The organism is Achromobacter sp. NFACC18-2, assembly GCF_900108985.1.
Taxonomy (GTDB): Bacteria; Pseudomonadota; Gammaproteobacteria; order Burkholderiales; family Burkholderiaceae_B; genus Achromobacter.
Map to the genome: position 1 here is coordinate 325,417 of NZ_FNYM01000004.1, position 15,540 is coordinate 340,956.

Genomic DNA, 15,540 nt, shown 5'->3' on the forward strand with positions numbered 1-15,540 from the left:
CCACGCAAATTCCTAGAGTGTCATCAAACAAACAAAACGCGATGACACGCACAGGAGACTAAACATGAACCGCACCGCGCTCCGCGCCTGCGCCACTGTGGCGCTGACTGTCCTTACCTCGATGGCGCACGCCGCCTGGCCCGAGAAGCCCGTGAAGATCGTTGTGCCCTACCCGCCCGGCGGGAATGTGGATGTGGCGGCGCGGCTGATCGCGCCGGGGTTGCAGGCGGCGTTGGGGCAGCCGTTCATCGTGGAGAACAAGCCGGGCGCGGGCGGGATGATTGCCGGCGAGCAGGTGGCGCGGTCCGAGCCGGATGGCTACACATTGTTCATGGCGGCGAATGGCCCGCTGCTTTTCTCTCCGCTGATCTTCAAGCGCGACGCCTACAAGTGGGACCGGGACTTCGCGCCGATCAGTTCGGTGTCCTATACGCCGCTCGTGTTGCAGGTGCGTCCTGAGCTGCCGGCGAAGACCCTGGCCGAGCTGCTGGCGCTGGCAAAGAAGGAGCCGGGCAAGCTCAACATGGCCTCGCCCGGCGCGGGCACGACGAATCATCTGGTGAGCGAGTTGCTGCAGTCGCTGACGGGCGCGCGCTGGACGACGGCGCAATACAAGGGCAACGCGCCGGCGACGACGGATCTGCTGGGCGGCCAGGTGGATTTCAATTTCGACCAGATTTCGGTGGCGCTGCCTTATGTGAAGGAAGGCCGGCTGCGGGCGCTGGCGGTGACGACGGCCAAGCGCGTGCCGTCGATGCCGGATGTGCCGACGTTTGCGGAAGCCGGGGTGCAGGGCATGGAGGCGGCGACGTTTACCGGCCTGCTGGCGCCCAAGGGCACGCCGCAGGAGGTGTTGGACAAGCTGAGCGCGGCGCTGACCAAGATCCTGGCGGAGCCGACGATCATCCAGCGCTTCGACGACCTGGGCGCGCAGGCGCGCGGCAGTTCGCCCGAGGAATTCACGCGCTACCTGGCCGCCGAGGACGCGCGCTGGACGCCGATCATCAAGCGCGCCGGCATCACGGCCAACTGAATAGCCACGAGATCTGCCACAACAGCGGCCAGCCAAATCCCCGGAGCGCGGCAACACGACGCGCCCCCTCCCCCGACACATCGACCCCACACGGAAGACCCCATGAGCAGACGCAGCATCTATGCCGAAGGCTTCAGCCACAAGAACCCCATCCCCGCCGCCTGCCGGATCGGCCCGATGCTGTATTCCGGCAGCATCCAGGGCACTGACCCGGCGACAGGCGCCTACGGCGAGTCCCTTGAACGCCAGTGCGAACTGATGTTCGACCACGTGCGCCGCATCGTGCAAGCGGGCGGCGGCTCGCTGGATCACATCGCGAAGATGACGGTGTGGATGCGCGACCGCAGCCAGCGCGCGGCGCTGAATGCGGTGTGGCTGCGCGCGTTTCCGGATGCGCAGAACCGTCCGGCGCGCCACACCATGCAGGCGGACCTGGATGGCGACAAGCTCATCGAGTGCGATTTCGTGGCCGTGATCGGCTAAAGGAGCCTGACGATGGCGCAATACCAACCCTTCAATCCCAATCCGACCGCGCCGGGCTATCGCCTGCCGCCGCGCTCGTGCGACAGCCAGTTTCATGTGTTCGGCCCCGCGGACCGCTATCCGGTGCGCCCGGGCGCGGCCTATGAGATGCCCAGCGCGACCATCGAGACGGCGCTGGGCCTGCACCGGCTGCTGGGCATCGAGCGCGGCGTGATCGTGCAGGCCACGACGTACGGCGCGGATCACCAGGTGGTGCTGGACGGCCTGGCGGCCGCCGGGCCGTCGTATCGCGGTTGCGCCAACGCCGTGGTGCTGGCCGAGCGCGACGACGCCTACATCCAGAAGCTGCACGACGCGGGCGTGCGCGGCGCGCGCTTCACGCGCCAGGGGCTGGGCATCAGCATGGCGCCCGACGTGTTCGACCGCGCCATCGCCCGCATCCGCGAGCTGGGCTGGTACGCCAAGTTCCAACCCGAGCCCGACGGGATGATGGCGCAGGCGGCGCAGTTCGAGAACCTGGATATTCCGGTGCTGCTGGATCACATGGGCCGCGCCGATCCGACGGCGGGCGCCGCCGATCCGACGCGCCGCAAGCTGGAGTCGCTGCTCAAGCGCGGCAATTTCTGGGTGATGTTGTCGCTGACGGAAAAGATCTCGCGCGCGGGCGAGCCTTGGGACGATGTGATCCCGCTGGCCCAGGCGCTGATCGCCGCGAACCCGGACCGCGTGGTGTGGGGCAGCGACTGGCCCCATCCGGTGTCGGTGAAAGCCACGCCCAACGAGGGCCGCCTGCTGGACCAGTTGGCGCGCTATGCGGGCGACGAGGCCACGCTCAAGAAGATCCTGGTCGACAACCCTACCCGCCTTTTTGGATTCGACGAATGAAACTGCTCAGCTTCACCCATGAAGGACGCGCGCGGTTTGGCGCGCTGCGCGGCCAGGACCAGATCGTTGCACTGGACGGCCAGGGCCACGACAGCCTGCGTGCCGCGCTGGAAGCGGGCGACCTGCCCGCGCTGGCGCGTCTGGCCGAGACGCTGCCCGTCACGCACAAGCTGGACCAGGTGCGCCTGCTGCCGCCCATCCCCGCCCCTGAAAAAATCATCTGCGTGGGCGTGAACTACGGCAAGCGCAACGAGGAATACCAGGACGGCAGCGCGCCGCCCGCCTATCCCAGCGTGTTTCCGCGCTTTCCGGGGTCTTTCGTGGGGCATGGCGAACCCTTGCTCCGCCCGCCGGAATCGGAACAACTGGATTACGAAGGTGAAATCGCCATCGTGATCGGCAAGGCCGGCCGCCGCATCGCCGCGCAAGACGCCTGGAGCCACATCGCGGGCCTGACCTGCCTGAACGAAGGCACGGTGCGCGATTGGCTCAAACACGGCAAATTCAATGTGACGCAAGGCAAGAACTTCGACGCCAGCGGGTCGATGGGACCGTGGCTGGTGACGGCTGACGAGTTCGACCCGGCCGCGCCGCTCACCGTCAGCACGCGGGTGAACGGCGAACTGCGCCAGCAGGACACCACCGACAACCTGATGTTCCCGTTCGCCGAACTGATCCGCTACATCTCCATCTGGACCACGCTCAAGCCGGGCGACGTGATCTCGACCGGCACGCCGATAGGCGCCGGCGTGCGCTTCACGCCGCCACGCTTCCTGAAACCGGGCGACGTGGTCGAGGTGGAAGTCGCCGGCATCGGCGTCCTGTCCAACTCCGTGGCCGATGAAACGGCCGCACCCGCACAAGGAACCCGCCATGCTCAATGAAGCCGATCGCGACCGCGCCGCCGGCCTGCTGCTGGAAGCAGAACGCAGCGGCGTGCCCACCACGCAGCTCGACCAGGCCTTTCCCGGCATCGAGATTGCCGACGCCTACGCGATCCAGAAGCGCATCATCGACCAGAAGCTCGCCGCGGGCGCCAAGCTGCGCGGCCACAAGATCGGCCTGACGTCCAAAGCCATGCAAAGCACGGTCGGCATCGACGAGCCGGACTACGGGCATCTGCTGGACACGATGTTTTATCAGGATGGCGAGACCATTCCGACTGACAAACTGATTGTGCCGCGCGTGGAAGTGGAACTGGCCTTCGTGCTGGGCAAGCCGCTGCGGGGTCCCGACGTGAGCCTGTTCGACGTGCTGGACGCGACCGACTATGTGGTGCCCGCGCTGGAACTGATCGACGGGCGCAGCAAGTATCCGCGCCGCATCGTGGACAACATCGCCGACAACGCCGCGTGCGCGGGCATCGTGCTGGGCGGCCGGCCGGTGCGGCCGCTGGACATCGATCTGCGCTGGGTGGGCGCGCTGCTGCTGAAGAACGGCGTGATCGAGGAATCGGGCGTGTCGGCCGCGGTGCTGGGGCATCCGGCGCTGGGCATTGCCTGGCTGGCCAACAAGCTGGCGCAGCACGATACGGGCCTGGCCGCCGGGCAGATCGTGCTGGCCGGGTCGTTCACCCGCACCGTCGCGGTCAAGCGCGGCGACACGCTGCATGCCGACTACGGCAAGCTCGGCAGCATTTCGGTGCACTTTTCCTAGGACGCCGCATGGAACTTCCCATCAATACGTTCAAGCGCGCGCTGCGCGAACAGCGTCACCAGACGGGGCTGTGGGTCACGCTGGGCCATCCGAACAGCACGGAACTGGTCGCGGCCAGCGGCTTTGACTGGCTGCTGCTGGACACCGAGCACACGCCCGTGCTGCTGCCCACCGTGATGGCGCAGCTGCAGGCGGCGGCCGCGTACGGCAGCCATCCTGTCGTGCGGCCGTCCTGGAATGACAAGGTGCAGATCAAGCAGTATCTGGACATCGGCGCGCAGACGCTGCTGCTGCCTTACGTGCAGAACGCCGTTGAAGCCGAAAGCGCCGTAGCAGGCATGCGCTACGCGCCGCGCGGCGTGCGGGGCGTGAGCGGCACCATGCGCGCCACGCGCTACGGCCGGGTGCCCGACTACATGCGCCGTTGCGAAGAAGAACTGTGCCTGCTGGTGCAGGCCGAGACCGGCGAGGCGCTGGAGAACCTGGACGCCATCATCGCGGTGGACGGCGTGGATGGCGTCTTCATCGGGCCGGCGGACCTGGCGGCCAGCCTGGGCTATCCCGGCGAGCCGCAGCATCCGAAGGTCGTGGCCGAAGTGGAACAGGCCATCCGCCGCGTGCGCGCCGCGGGCAAGGCGCCGGGCGTGCTGACGCCGGACGAGACACTGGCGCGGCGGTACATGGCGGCGGGAAGCGTGTACACGGCGGTGGGCGTCGACGCGGCGATCCTGGCGCGGCACTGCGATCAGCTGGCGGCGCGCTTTGCGGGCGCAGCCAAGGCGTAGGCATACAACATCTTGCACAAGAAACGGCGTGCCGGGCGCACGCCGTCTCCTGCGAATCAATTGCCCGAACTGCGGCGCAACCGATCCGACGACTCTTGATTCAAGCGCTTCGCTTCGTCTTCGGCGTAGTCTTCCTCGCCCGATTCGTACTGCCCTTCATACATGCAACTGCTGCGAAGCCATCCGCATTCACCGGCTACCGTTGAGCAACCTGCGCTCAGCGCAGCAAGGAACAGCATGACACCGCATCGGCCTAACATTTGAATCGACATATCGCTCCTTCGTGATCGGTCTCGTGTCGGGATTTTTTCCAGGATGGTCCAAGATGACAGCTTGCGCCCCACGCGGCGTGTCAAATTGTCTCTGGCTGTAGGGCGGCGGCGCTCGCGCCGATGCACGCCGTCACAAGTGCCGATGGCTGCATCGCATGACCTGCCCCGCCAGCTCGCCGATCAATGACGCAAGGCCTTCTGCGCTCTCTCGATCCAGCCCCTCGCATCGCACCATCCGAAACCCCATCGCCAGGCTGTAGTGCCAATCCAGCTCAAGGATCCGGTAATACTGCCCGTTCCGTTCGCAATGCCATTGCACCGCCGGGTTTTCGTAGGCTTGGCCGATGAGGTCCACGTAGGCCTCGGACGCCATCGGACGCGCGAGCTCGTCCGATCCCGGGACTTGGGGCTCGCAGAGATTTTCGCCAACCATGACGCGCGGATGAGGACCGTCGTAAGCCAGCAATTGCAGGGGAAAGTTTCTGGGATCGGCGTCATAGTCCGCTCTGACGTGCTCGCTCAGATACGGCCTGGCCGCGGGACCAAGGCAGTATTGCGGGCTGTGCCAGAATGCGTCGTCCGCGTCGGCGCTATCGCCCCGGATGGCGCTGTAGGGGATGTTTTCGCCTTGCGGGGCCAGCACATAGCCGCCTTCCAATAGCCGAGCTTGCAGGGCCGGCCAGTCCGGCGGCGGCAAATGGAAGTCGCGGGGAAAGATGAATTGGTGGTGTTCAGACATGACCGGTCTATCCGAAGGCCGATAATCCGGCGACGCGGCGTCACGCGATGACGGACGCGCCGCCTGGCGGCGAAGCCCGCAGTATTGCAGAAACGGCCAGCCGTCACTTCACCGCGGAATTCCCCCCGTCGGCAAACAAGGCGGACCCGCTGACGAAGCTTGCCATCGGGCTTGCCAGAAACAAGGCGGCGCTGGCGATCTCGTCCGGTCGCGCGATCCGCTTCATCGCATGCAGACCTGCCGCCCATTCCTTCTGTGCGCTATCGCCCGCCATGGCTGTGTCCACGCCGCCCGGCATGAGCGCGTTGGCGCGGATGCCCCGGTGGCCATAATCCGCCGTGATTCCCTTGACCAGCCCCATCAATCCGGCCTTGGCGGCGCCATAGGCCGCCATCCCGGGAAGCCCCACGCTCGTGCCGACAAAACTGGAGGTAAAGAGGATCGCGCCGCCCCCGCGCGCCAGCATGGCGGGAATCTGGTGCGCGCTGCCAAGGAATGCCGCATGCAAGTTCACGGCGATCGTCTCCTGCCAATCGGCGAAGCTGAGGTCCGCCAGCGGTGCGATGGGTCCCGTCGCCCCGGCGTTGTTGAATGCGATATCCAGGCCGCCGAATGCCCCCACCGCTTCTGCAATCAGGCGCTCGTGCGTGGCGGGCTGGCGGGCGTCGCCCGCAACGGTGCGTACCTTTCCACCCCGGCCGCGAATGCTGGCGGCCACGTCTTCCAAAGCGGATTCGCCCCTGGCATTCAGCACGACGGCGGCCCCTTCGGCGCTGAACAACAGCGCGGCGGCGCGGCCGATTCCCGACGACGCCCCCGTGATGATGGCAATTTTTCCCTGCAGCAGGCCCATGTTGGCTCTCCGGTGTGCGTAGTGAGCCGCCATTCTCTGCGGGGGCTGCCCGCCCAGCCATCCGGTTCTTGCGGTCTGATTCCGGTGTCGCCGTCGGTTTGGGCCGTCAGCCTGCCGGCTCGTGGACGCCTTGCCGGGGTGAAAGATGGGCGTTGGAATTCACCCGCCCCGATAGGCGGGTCATCCATTAAGATGGACAATATCCCGGCATCAGACGTGTGAACGAACGGAGCGAAACCATGCGCACTTTCGTACAGCAGTCGAAGGCAGCTTCCCCCCGCGCAACGGCCGTGCGCGGCGGACGAGGCAGCGCGGCCAGCCGGGCGGCATGGAGTACGCCTGATGGCGCGGCCTCGGAGGATCGCAAAGCGATCACCGCGCCGCCCACGGCCGCGCCCCCTGTGCACGCGCTGGAGCGGATATCCGTGCATCCCCCGAGCGAGCCCCTCTCGATCAGCCAAGCGAGCGACCCGTCCGAGAAGCAAGCGCACCGGCTCTCCATGCAGGTTATGCAAGCCCCCGATCCGCGGCCGGACATGCCGCGCGGCGACCCGGCGCCGCGTCGTGCGATGCGCTCCCTTCGACCGGTTGACGTGGCCGGCGCGGCAAGGGAGAGCGGATCGCCCCTTCTGGGCGAGGTCCTGGCGTCGCCCGGACATCCCCTTGACGCCTACACGCGGTCGTTCATGGAACCGCGATTCGGCACGGATTTCAGCGGCGTGCGCCTGCATTCGGACAAGCGGGCCATCGCGTCGGCGGACGCCGTGCAAGCCCGCGCATTCACCATCGGCCATCACATCGTCCTGGGCGCCCACGAATATGCGCCCGGCACGCCTGCGGGCCTGGCCCTGCTTGCGCACGAACTGGTGCACGTCATCCAGCAGTCCTCCTTGCCGGCCGGCGGCGCGATGCTGCTGCAGCGCGAGCCGCGCGGCCCAACCTACGGCAATCTGCCCAGGGACGCGCCCGCGTTCGGATCTTCGCGCGATGTGATCCGGCTCAAGAACGTCAATGGCACATGGAAAGAGGTCGGCGGCCGGTATGGCAGGACGGCGCGCGGCAACTATGACTTTGTCGTGAAGGATGGCGAGATATTTGCGGTCAAGGCCAAGAACAGGATGGGCGCGATCGGCCACACCGAGGCCGCCCGGGGCGAACGCGTCAACTGGGCGGGACAGGTCGAGTTCGAGGGGGGCAAGGTCAAGTCCTGGAACGACGGCTCCGGACATTACCGATCCCTGTCCAGCATGCGGCAACCGGCCGTGCAGGCCGGGCTTCCCGACGAAAAGTTTGTCCAGCATCCCGAGACCGCCGGGCGCCCGCGCCCGAAGACTTCCCTGCCCCAGCTCCCGGTCGAACAGCCGGCCACCAAGCCGCGCGTCCCTGGCGAGCCGCCGAAGGTAGGCGCCGGCCCCCCGCGCATGGCGGAATTCGAGCAGCGCTATGGGAAGACGCCGGCGACCGTGCCCGCCACCGCCGCCAGCACCGTGGTGGCCGAGGAAGCGACATCGGTCCTGAAGGTCTCGGGCCGCACCGCCTCGGCGCTGGGCAAGATCGGCAGCGCCGCGGGCTGGGTGGCGGACTTCCTGATGCCCGGGCCGCAGGACGCGATCATGTTGATGGTCCAGTTCGCCATGACCTATGCCGAGGCGCAGGAGGCCGCGCGCGCGGAAGGCATGCGTTCGGGGTTTGGCCAGGGGCTGTGCGCGGGGCTGCTGCGGCTGAGCCGCGGCTGGATTCGCGACAATCTGGCGCCCAAGGTCATCAGCCGCAGCGTCGCCAGCCAGGTGGCCGCCACGACGGGGTATCGCGAGAAGGGCTTTATCCAGGGCCTCGTGGCGGGCATTTCGTTCGCGGAGCGTCTTTCCGCCGATCAGCGCAAGGCCATGATCAAGGAGGCGACGCGCGCGATGCGGGCCAAGGGCGACGACATGACGTTGCGCGCGCGCTGGGAGCGCGGCTACACGGCAAACGACATTATCGATATGGCAGTCGCCCTGGCGCCTCGCGTCTCGGAGATCCTGGAGGAAGCGCAGAAAAACGAGGAACTGCGGCAGGCGGCGGAGAACTGGCGCAAGTTCAAGCAATACGGTCCTCTCATGCCGCTGGCGCCGCTGTTCGAGGGCACTGGGCAATAGCCGCCCGCCCGTGCCGGCTGGCCGTTGGCTACACTGCCTTTTATGCGCAACAGGTCCGATCCCTTCGCCCCGCCCAGCAAGCAGCGCGCCGCGCGCCTGAATTCGCTGGTGTGGATACTTGAGCCCCTGGAGCGGGACGCAGGCTACATGCACCGCAAGATGTTCGGCGCCGATGCCGCCTACCTCGATGGCCTGCTGTACCTGATCGTCGCGGACCGCGACGATCCCTGGAATGGCGTGATGGTCTGCACGTCGCAGGAACGGCATGCGGCCTTGATGGCCGACATGCCGTCCCTGGTGCCGCATCCTGTGCTGGGCAAATGGCTTTACCTGCCGCAGACCGACGACGCGTTCGAAGCGACCGCGGCCGCGCTGGCCGGATTGGCGGTGGCCCGGGACCCGCGCCTGGGCGTGGCGCCCAAGCCGAAGGCGCGGCGCAGCAAGGCGCGCACCGTCGGCCAGTAAGGCGCCCCGGGCGTCAGTCGCCCACCCGCACCACCAGCTTCCCGAAGTTCTTCCCTTCCAGCAAACCGATCAGCGCTTCGGGCGCACGCTCCAGCCCGTTGACCACGTCCTCGCGCCAGCGCAGCTTGCCTTCGCGGATCCACTGCCCGGCCACGCGCAGGAACTCGTCTTCCTGCTCTTTCGGGAAGTCAAACACGATGAAGCCTTGCATGGTGATGCGGCGGGAAAGGATCTCGCGCATGGTCGCGGGCAGGCGGTCCGGACCGTTTCGGTCGGCCGGGCCGTCGTTGTAGTTGGCGATCGTTCCGCACACGGGCACGCGGGCAAAGTCGTTCAAGAGCGGCAGCACGGCGTCCCACACATGGCCGCTGACGTTCTCGAAATACACGTCGATGCCGTCGGGGCAGGCCTCGGCCAGCTTTTGCGCGAAATCGGGAGCGCGGTGATCCACCACCACGTCAAAGCCCAGCGCTTCCTTGACGAAGGCGCACTTCTCCGGCCCGCCGGCAATGCCCACCACGCGAGCGCCCTGGATGCGCGCGATCTGGCCGACGACCGAACCCACCGCGCCGCTGGCGGCCGCGACGACGACGGTTTCGCCCGGCTTGGGCCGGCCGATGTTCAGCAATCCCACGTAGGCCGTGAGGCCGGGCATGCCCAGCACGCCCAGCGCGGTGGACGGCGGCGCAATGGCCGGATCAAGGCGGCGCAGATCGCTGCCGTCGGACAGCGCGTAACGTTGCCAACCGGCGGCGGACAGCACGATGTCGCCCTCGCGCCAATCAGGGTGGCGGGACGTTTTGACCCGGGCGACCGTGCCGCCGACCATGACGTCACCGATTGCCATGGGCGCGGCATAGGACTTCTCTTCGCTGACGCGCCAGCGCATGTAGGGGTCCAGCGACAGGGTCTGGACTTCCAGCAGCACCTGGCCTTCGGCCGGTTCGGGAATGGGTGCGTGCTCGACGCGGAAATCACTGGCTTTGGGGCGGCCAACGGGGCGGGACGCGAGGACGACGCGCTGATTTTGGGGTTGTGTCATGGGGATGGCTCCTTGAATTGAGTCGGACATTTCGCGACAAGGGTCATCCTAGGCACGCCGGAGAGTTACAACTAGACTGATACCTCGTAAACCAGATTTCATGGATTGATAATGTCAGCCGACTTCGACCCTGCCCTGCTCCGCACCTTTGTCGCCGTCTGCCGCTACGGCAGCCTCAGCCGCGCCGCGGACCAGGCCGGCCGTGCGCAATCGGCGCTCAGTACCCAGATCCGCCGCCTGGAGGAAATGGTCGGCAAGCGGCTGCTGCATCGCACCGGCCGGGGCATGGCGCCCACGACCGAGGGGGAATTGCTGCTGAGCTACGCCAACCGCATCCTCGCGCTGGGCGAGGCCGCCGCCGCGCGGCTGCGCGAGCGCGCGGTGGCGGGCAGCGTGCGCATCGGACTGTCCGAAGACGTGGCGGTGGCGGCGTTGCCGGCCGCGCTGGGGCGGCTGCGGCGTTCGTGTCCCAATCTGCATCTGGAGGTCGTGATCGACGACGGCGAGCGCCTGGCCGCACGCTGGCAGGACGGCACGCTGGATGTGGCCGTGGGCGCCTGCGTGGGGTTCGTCGATGAACCCATCGAAACGTGGACCGTGGACCTGCACTGGGCATGCGGCATCGACGAGACCGTGGCCCCGGACCAGCCGCTGGACGTGATCGTGTACGCCGAACCCTGCTCCTGGCGCCGGCTGGCGTTCGATGCGCTGACGGCGTCGGGACGTGATTTCCGGGTCTCGCTGACCAGCCACAACGTGGGCGCCACGATCGCCGCCGTCGAAAACGGCCTGGGTGTCGCCCTGCTGACGACCGAGTGCCTGCGCCCCGACACCATGCGCGTGATTTCGATCGGCGACGAGGGCGCCCTGCCTTTGAGCGCGCAGTTTGGGCTGTACGCGGCGCATCGGCTGACCGAGAGCGGCCAGGCCGCCGTCGCGCTGCTGCGCGAAAGCCTGCGAGGGTGGACCGCGCAGGCGACCCCGCGCGAGGCCGCGCCGATACCCGCCTGACGGGGCTGACGCACGTGACGCACGTGACGCCTTTACACGCCAGATTTGTTACTCCTGGCTGTGCCCCTCCCGGTGCCACACTGTTCCCACTCCCCGCGCCGCATCGCTGCGCCCTCGGGATCGAAGCCATCAAGAGGATCAAGCCATGACCACGCCCCCCGCATCCGCCGGCAATGGCGCCCGGCCCGCCATGCAAACGCCCCCGGTCGTATCCGCTGAAGACTGGGAAGCCGCCCGCCAACAACTGCTGATCAAGGAAAAAGCCCTTACCCGCGCGCGCGACGCCCTGGCCGCGGAACGCCGCCGCATGCCGTGGACGGCGGTGGACAAGGAATATGTCTTTGAAGGTCCGGCCGGCAGAGTCACCCTGCGCGATCTGTTCGACGGCCGCCGCCAGCTCATCGTCTACCGGGCGTTCCACGAACCGGGCGTGTTCGGCTGGCCGGATCACGCGTGCCGCGGCTGCTCGATGGTGGCCGACCAGGTCGCGCATCTGGCGCATCTGAATGCGCGCGACACGACACTGGTCTTTGTCTCGCGCGCGCCGCAGGCGGACATCGAACGCGTGAAGGCCCGCATGGGCTGGACGATGCCTTGGTTCACGATCACCGACCGTTTCGACGCCGACTTCGGGGTGGACGAATGGCACGGCACGAATGTGTTCTTTCGCGACGGCGACCGCGTGTTCCGCACGTATTTCCTGAACAACCGCGGCGACGAGCAGATGGGCGGCACGTGGAACTACCTGGACATCACGCCGCTTGGCCGGCAGGAGCTTTGGGAGGATTCTCCGGAAGGCTATCCGCAGACGCCCACCTACAAATGGTGGAACTGGCACGACAGCTATGAGCCGGATGCGCCGCCGGACCAGAAGTGGGTAGAGGTGTCAGACGCGGGCGAAAAGGCGTTCCGGAACCACTGCGATCCCACGTAGGCGGATACGGCGGCAAGGCGCATGTCTTAAGATACGCGCTCGCAAATTCTGCAGCGCGCGTCATGAAAATCGACCAAGGCCCACGCAACCGCCCGCAACGTACCCGAGTCAGCCCGCATGAGTAGCGAACTGGCTGACTGGAAGCGCGCCTTCCGGCCTTGCCGCCTTCCTGCGTTGGGTGCGCTCGTCCTCATCGGCATCGCCATCTTCTGCTTCAACGCGGCAAGCGACATCCGCCTGCCCTATGACCCCGCGAAGCTGCACACGATTCAATTGCGGGTGGACAAGGTGGCAAGCTGCGACGCCCAGGCTCGGATACGCGGACGGTGGCAATCCTACAGCGTGCCTTGCGTGTATTCGGGCAACTATCCCTACATGGTGTTCAAGTTCTTCGACGCGACCTACAACGTCCGGTACACCGAGGGCGAGCACGTGGAATTCATGGTGCTCGAAGACGAGGCGCAGCTTACCGACGGCAAGATCGCGCTTCAGTACAACATGGCCATACCCGTCCGGGTCTATGGGGTGCGCAGGAACGGTGAAACGTTGGTCGACGCCAAGCAGGTCCATGACTGGAACCATTCTCGCAAGGTAAAGCACAACATGACCGGCTGGATCGCGTTGATCCTGGCGGCCTGGCTGGCGGTGATCACTTTCAAGCGAGCCCGGAAAATCCTGCACGAAGAAATGTGGTGAGCCTCACGCGCGCGGCGGGGCTGCGTCGAACACCCGGTTCCAGGCCTGCGTCAATGTCAGCGCGTCGTCATCGGACACGTACTGCGGCGCGGCCCGCGCCATCGCGGCAAACAGCAGCGCATCGCAGGCGCCTTGCCACAGCGGATTGAGCGTCTGTTCGGTCTCGCCGTCTTCCTCGACCAGGATGAAAGCGCCGTCGCCCTCCACGCGCGCGGCGCGCTGCCGCAACTGGCTGTGGATCAGCAGGAAACCGGAATGGATCGGCGAGCGGGCCTTGTCGCCGCGCCGGCTGGCGGCCAGCACGCCGCGCCATTCGTCGGCGTCGCCGGCGCCCGGCTCGCCCGCTTCGTTTTGCCGCGACCACCGCATCCAGGCCCGGCTGTAGGCCATCCAGGCGTCGCGCGGCACGTTGTCGGCCAGCGCCTGCGCCTGGGCGCGCGTCAGCGTGTCGATCTTCTGGATGATGTCCAGCACGGCCTCGCCTTGCGGCCCGAACAGGACGGACAAGGGCAACTCGTCCAGCAATTCCACCGTCACGGCGCGCCAGTAGCCGGGGTCGGCGACCAGGCCCGACATGTCGCCCAGCTTGACGACCCGCACGCGCCAGAGCTGCCCGGGCCAACGGCTGCCGATCACGATGGAATCCAGCGCTTGATCCACCACCAGCCAGGGCGGCTGTGCTTGCGCCCGGGCCACGCGGCCCGCGGTCCGCTTCAGTTCGACCGACGGGTTCAGGTCGTCGAACCAGTAGCCCTCGCGTACAACCGCAGGATCGGCCTGGCTCAACGCCTGCGTCACGTCGCCGCCACAGTGCCGGCACACGCGCGCCTCGCGCAGGATCCGCCCGCCGCACAAGGGGCAATCGATGTGCGAGGCCGGGATGGGTTGGCTCGCATGCGGTGACCGGTTGGCAATCGACATGAGGAACACGCCCGCCACCGGCGGGCTGATCAGGCCGGCCAGCACGGTCCAGCCGACTCCATTGCGGCCGCGCCCCTTGGCCATGACGCCGACCACGATGGCCAGCGCGATCCAGAGAAAGAGGATGAATAGCATCGCGCGATGTTAAACCGTGCGGGGCGGCCTATATTTGACGACGCCCTCGCCAGCCGCTGCCCGGTTGCGCCAAGCTGGGGGAATCGCCTGCCGCTGCGGTTGTCGTGTTGTAGTCCAATAAGCAGGTCGGGGCCGGTGGGCGCCGGCCCATTCTTTACAAGGAGATCGCGTGTGATTACCGAAACGGACAAGCAGCATCTGGCCCGATGCGTCGAGCTGGCCAGGCAGGCGCTCGACGCCGGAGACCAGCCTTTTGGATCGGTGTTGGTGTCCGGCGACGGCCGGGTGCTGTTCGAGGACCACAACCACGTTTCCTCCGGCGACCGCACGCGGCACCCGGAGTTCGAGATCGCGCGCTGGGCCGCGGCCCATGTGCCCGAGGCCGAACGCGCGGCGTGCACCGTCTATACCTCGGGCGAGCACTGCGCCATGTGCTCGGCGGCGCATGGCTGGGTGGGCCTGGGCCGGATCGTCTACGCCGTGTCGTCGGCCCAATACGCGGCGTGGATGCGGGGCTGGGGCGTGCCGCCCTCGCCGGTGCGGTCCTTGCCCATTGCCGAGGTCGTCGAAGGCATCGAGACCGTGGGGCCGGTGCCGGAGTTTGTCGAACAGGTGCGCCTGCTGCATGAAGAGAACGTCCGCAAAAAGGGGTGGGGACGCGGCGCCGGCGTTTGAAGCAATCTGTCTTTCGTTTCACGAATCGATACACCTGTGCGAAAGACGGCAATTATTTGCGCGCGGGCCCATGCTAAGTTGGCGCCCGTGCCGTAAATCGGGGTCAGGGCCAATCGGCCCGGTCCCATCAAGATCGAAAGACGGCGCATCCCCTTTCCCCTTCTTGATACAGACCATGCAAACCAACGTTGATCGCGGCGCAGCCGGCGTCTCGGGTATCAAACGCCAGTCCGGAAATCTGATTCTCGCGCTGGGCCTGGCCTTTGCCGCCGCCGCGCCCGCCCTGGCGGCCAAGGATCCTGGCGCGGCCATCCTGCCTCCGCGCGCGGGTTCAAACAACCCGGCGCCGGTTCAACAGGCGCCCGTCCAGCAAGCGCCCGCTCAGCAAGCGCCCGCCCAACCGACCGCGGCCCAGCAGTCCCCCGCCGGCGCGCTCGCGCCCGTGCAAAAGACCCGCATCAACGACCAGGTCGCTTACGAGCGCCTTCTGAACAACAGCGGCGTGACGCTGCAATGGCTGTGGTCCGCCAAGCGCGGCAAGATGAACGCGATCGACGACAACGACGTGGTGCGCCTGGAGGGCACGCAGGCCAACCACGAAGGCACGCTGAAGGTCAAAGGCGAGGTCGTCTCGATCGACCGCGACCGCTTCGTGCTGCGCGGCACGATCCTGATCCTGGATGCGCCGGACAAGGGCCGCCGCTGCGAGCGCACCGGCGATTACGAGTTCAAGGCCACTGGCAAGCGCAAGTACTGGCGTCTTCAGCAGATGGAAGCCTGCGGCGGCCTGACGGACTACGTCGACATCTACTACTGA

General features: G+C 67.0%; 17 protein-coding genes. 13 read left to right on the forward strand and 4 right to left on the reverse strand.

Features of this window, described 5'->3' with window-relative positions:
* The first annotated feature begins 64 nt into the window (after positions 1-64).
* The 6 genes from BMW75_RS08495 to BMW75_RS08520 all read left to right on the forward strand — a co-directional run bounded on the left by BMW75_RS08495 (position 65) and on the right by BMW75_RS08520 (position 4,842).
* A complete protein-coding gene (locus tag BMW75_RS08495) occupies positions 65-1,033 on the forward strand; it encodes a Bug family tripartite tricarboxylate transporter substrate binding protein (RefSeq protein WP_076520503.1) in 969 nt (322 codons plus the stop codon).
* A 102-nt stretch (positions 1,034-1,135) separates the two neighbouring features.
* Positions 1,136-1,516 carry a RidA family protein gene (locus BMW75_RS08500; RefSeq protein ID WP_092578519.1) on the forward strand — a complete coding sequence of 127 codons (381 nt, stop codon included), beginning with the start codon at positions 1,136-1,138 and terminating at the stop codon, positions 1,514-1,516.
* A gap of 12 nt (positions 1,517-1,528) precedes the next feature.
* Positions 1,529-2,401 carry an amidohydrolase family protein gene (locus tag BMW75_RS08505; RefSeq protein ID WP_092578521.1) on the forward strand — a complete coding sequence of 291 codons (873 nt, stop codon included), beginning with the start codon at positions 1,529-1,531 and terminating at the stop codon, positions 2,399-2,401.
* Complete coding sequence (locus BMW75_RS08510) at positions 2,398-3,285, forward strand: fumarylacetoacetate hydrolase family protein (protein ID WP_092578523.1); 888 nt, start codon at positions 2,398-2,400, stop codon at positions 3,283-3,285. Before BMW75_RS08505 ends, BMW75_RS08510 begins: the two co-directional genes overlap by 4 nt.
* Positions 3,275-4,057: a 2-oxo-hept-4-ene-1,7-dioate hydratase gene (hpaH, locus tag BMW75_RS08515; RefSeq protein ID WP_076520499.1), complete on the forward strand. Its 783-nt coding sequence runs from the start codon at positions 3,275-3,277 to the stop codon at positions 4,055-4,057. Before BMW75_RS08510 ends, hpaH begins: the two co-directional genes overlap by 11 nt.
* 8 nt (positions 4,058-4,065) lie before the next feature.
* Complete coding sequence (locus BMW75_RS08520; RefSeq protein WP_092578525.1) at positions 4,066-4,842, forward strand: HpcH/HpaI aldolase family protein; 777 nt, start codon at positions 4,066-4,068, stop codon at positions 4,840-4,842.
* A 402-nt stretch (positions 4,843-5,244) separates the two neighbouring features.
* Here the strand turns inward: BMW75_RS08520 and BMW75_RS08530 are convergent, their stop codons facing one another.
* Both BMW75_RS08530 and BMW75_RS08535 read right to left on the reverse strand, forming a co-directional pair.
* Complete coding sequence (locus BMW75_RS08530) at positions 5,245-5,853, reverse strand: hypothetical protein (RefSeq protein ID WP_092578527.1); 609 nt, start codon at positions 5,851-5,853, stop codon at positions 5,245-5,247.
* A 103-nt stretch (positions 5,854-5,956) separates the two neighbouring features.
* On the reverse strand, positions 5,957-6,706 hold the full coding sequence (locus BMW75_RS08535; protein WP_092578529.1) for an SDR family oxidoreductase: 750 nt from the start codon (positions 6,704-6,706) through the stop codon (positions 5,957-5,959).
* A 569-nt stretch (positions 6,707-7,275) separates the two neighbouring features.
* On the opposite strand from BMW75_RS08535, the gene BMW75_RS08540 reads away from it, so the two are divergent.
* Positions 7,276-8,844 (forward strand): eCIS core domain-containing protein, encoded by a 1,569-nt coding sequence (locus BMW75_RS08540; protein ID WP_256381717.1) that lies wholly within the window; start codon positions 7,276-7,278, stop codon positions 8,842-8,844.
* A 42-nt stretch (positions 8,845-8,886) separates the two neighbouring features.
* Positions 8,887-9,309, forward strand: coding sequence for a hypothetical protein (locus BMW75_RS08545; RefSeq protein ID WP_092578533.1), 423 nt, complete (start codon positions 8,887-8,889; stop codon positions 9,307-9,309).
* Between the two features lie 13 nt (positions 9,310-9,322).
* Here BMW75_RS08545 and BMW75_RS08550 read toward each other — a convergent pair whose 3' ends face one another.
* On the reverse strand, positions 9,323-10,351 hold the full coding sequence (locus tag BMW75_RS08550; protein WP_092578535.1) for an NADP-dependent oxidoreductase: 1,029 nt from the start codon (positions 10,349-10,351) through the stop codon (positions 9,323-9,325).
* A gap of 111 nt (positions 10,352-10,462) precedes the next feature.
* Here BMW75_RS08550 and BMW75_RS08555 point away from each other — a divergent pair, with 111 nt between their 5' ends.
* From BMW75_RS08555 to BMW75_RS08565, 3 genes are all read left to right on the forward strand, one after another.
* A complete protein-coding gene (locus BMW75_RS08555) occupies positions 10,463-11,362 on the forward strand; it encodes a LysR family transcriptional regulator (RefSeq protein WP_092578537.1) in 900 nt (299 codons plus the stop codon).
* A 190-nt stretch (positions 11,363-11,552) separates the two neighbouring features.
* The gene (locus BMW75_RS08560) at positions 11,553-12,296 is read left to right on the forward strand and encodes a DUF899 domain-containing protein (RefSeq protein ID WP_092578639.1); all 744 of its coding nucleotides are present in this window, start codon (positions 11,553-11,555) and stop codon (positions 12,294-12,296) included.
* Positions 12,297-12,413: 117 nt separating this feature from the next.
* Entirely contained in the window at positions 12,414-12,992 is a 579-nt protein-coding gene (locus BMW75_RS08565) for a hypothetical protein (protein ID WP_139208507.1), read from the forward strand.
* Positions 12,993-12,995: 3 nt separating this feature from the next.
* On the opposite strand, the gene BMW75_RS08570 is transcribed toward BMW75_RS08565, so the two are convergent.
* Entirely contained in the window at positions 12,996-14,048 is a 1,053-nt protein-coding gene (locus tag BMW75_RS08570) for a C1 domain-containing protein (protein WP_254791963.1), read from the reverse strand.
* A 171-nt stretch (positions 14,049-14,219) separates the two neighbouring features.
* Between BMW75_RS08570 and BMW75_RS08575 the strand changes: the two genes are divergently transcribed.
* Both BMW75_RS08575 and BMW75_RS08580 read left to right on the forward strand, forming a co-directional pair.
* The gene (locus BMW75_RS08575; RefSeq protein ID WP_092578541.1) at positions 14,220-14,723 is read left to right on the forward strand and encodes a nucleoside deaminase; all 504 of its coding nucleotides are present in this window, start codon (positions 14,220-14,222) and stop codon (positions 14,721-14,723) included.
* A gap of 175 nt (positions 14,724-14,898) precedes the next feature.
* Positions 14,899-15,540 carry a hypothetical protein gene (locus BMW75_RS08580; protein ID WP_092578543.1) on the forward strand — a complete coding sequence of 214 codons (642 nt, stop codon included), beginning with the start codon at positions 14,899-14,901 and terminating at the stop codon, positions 15,538-15,540.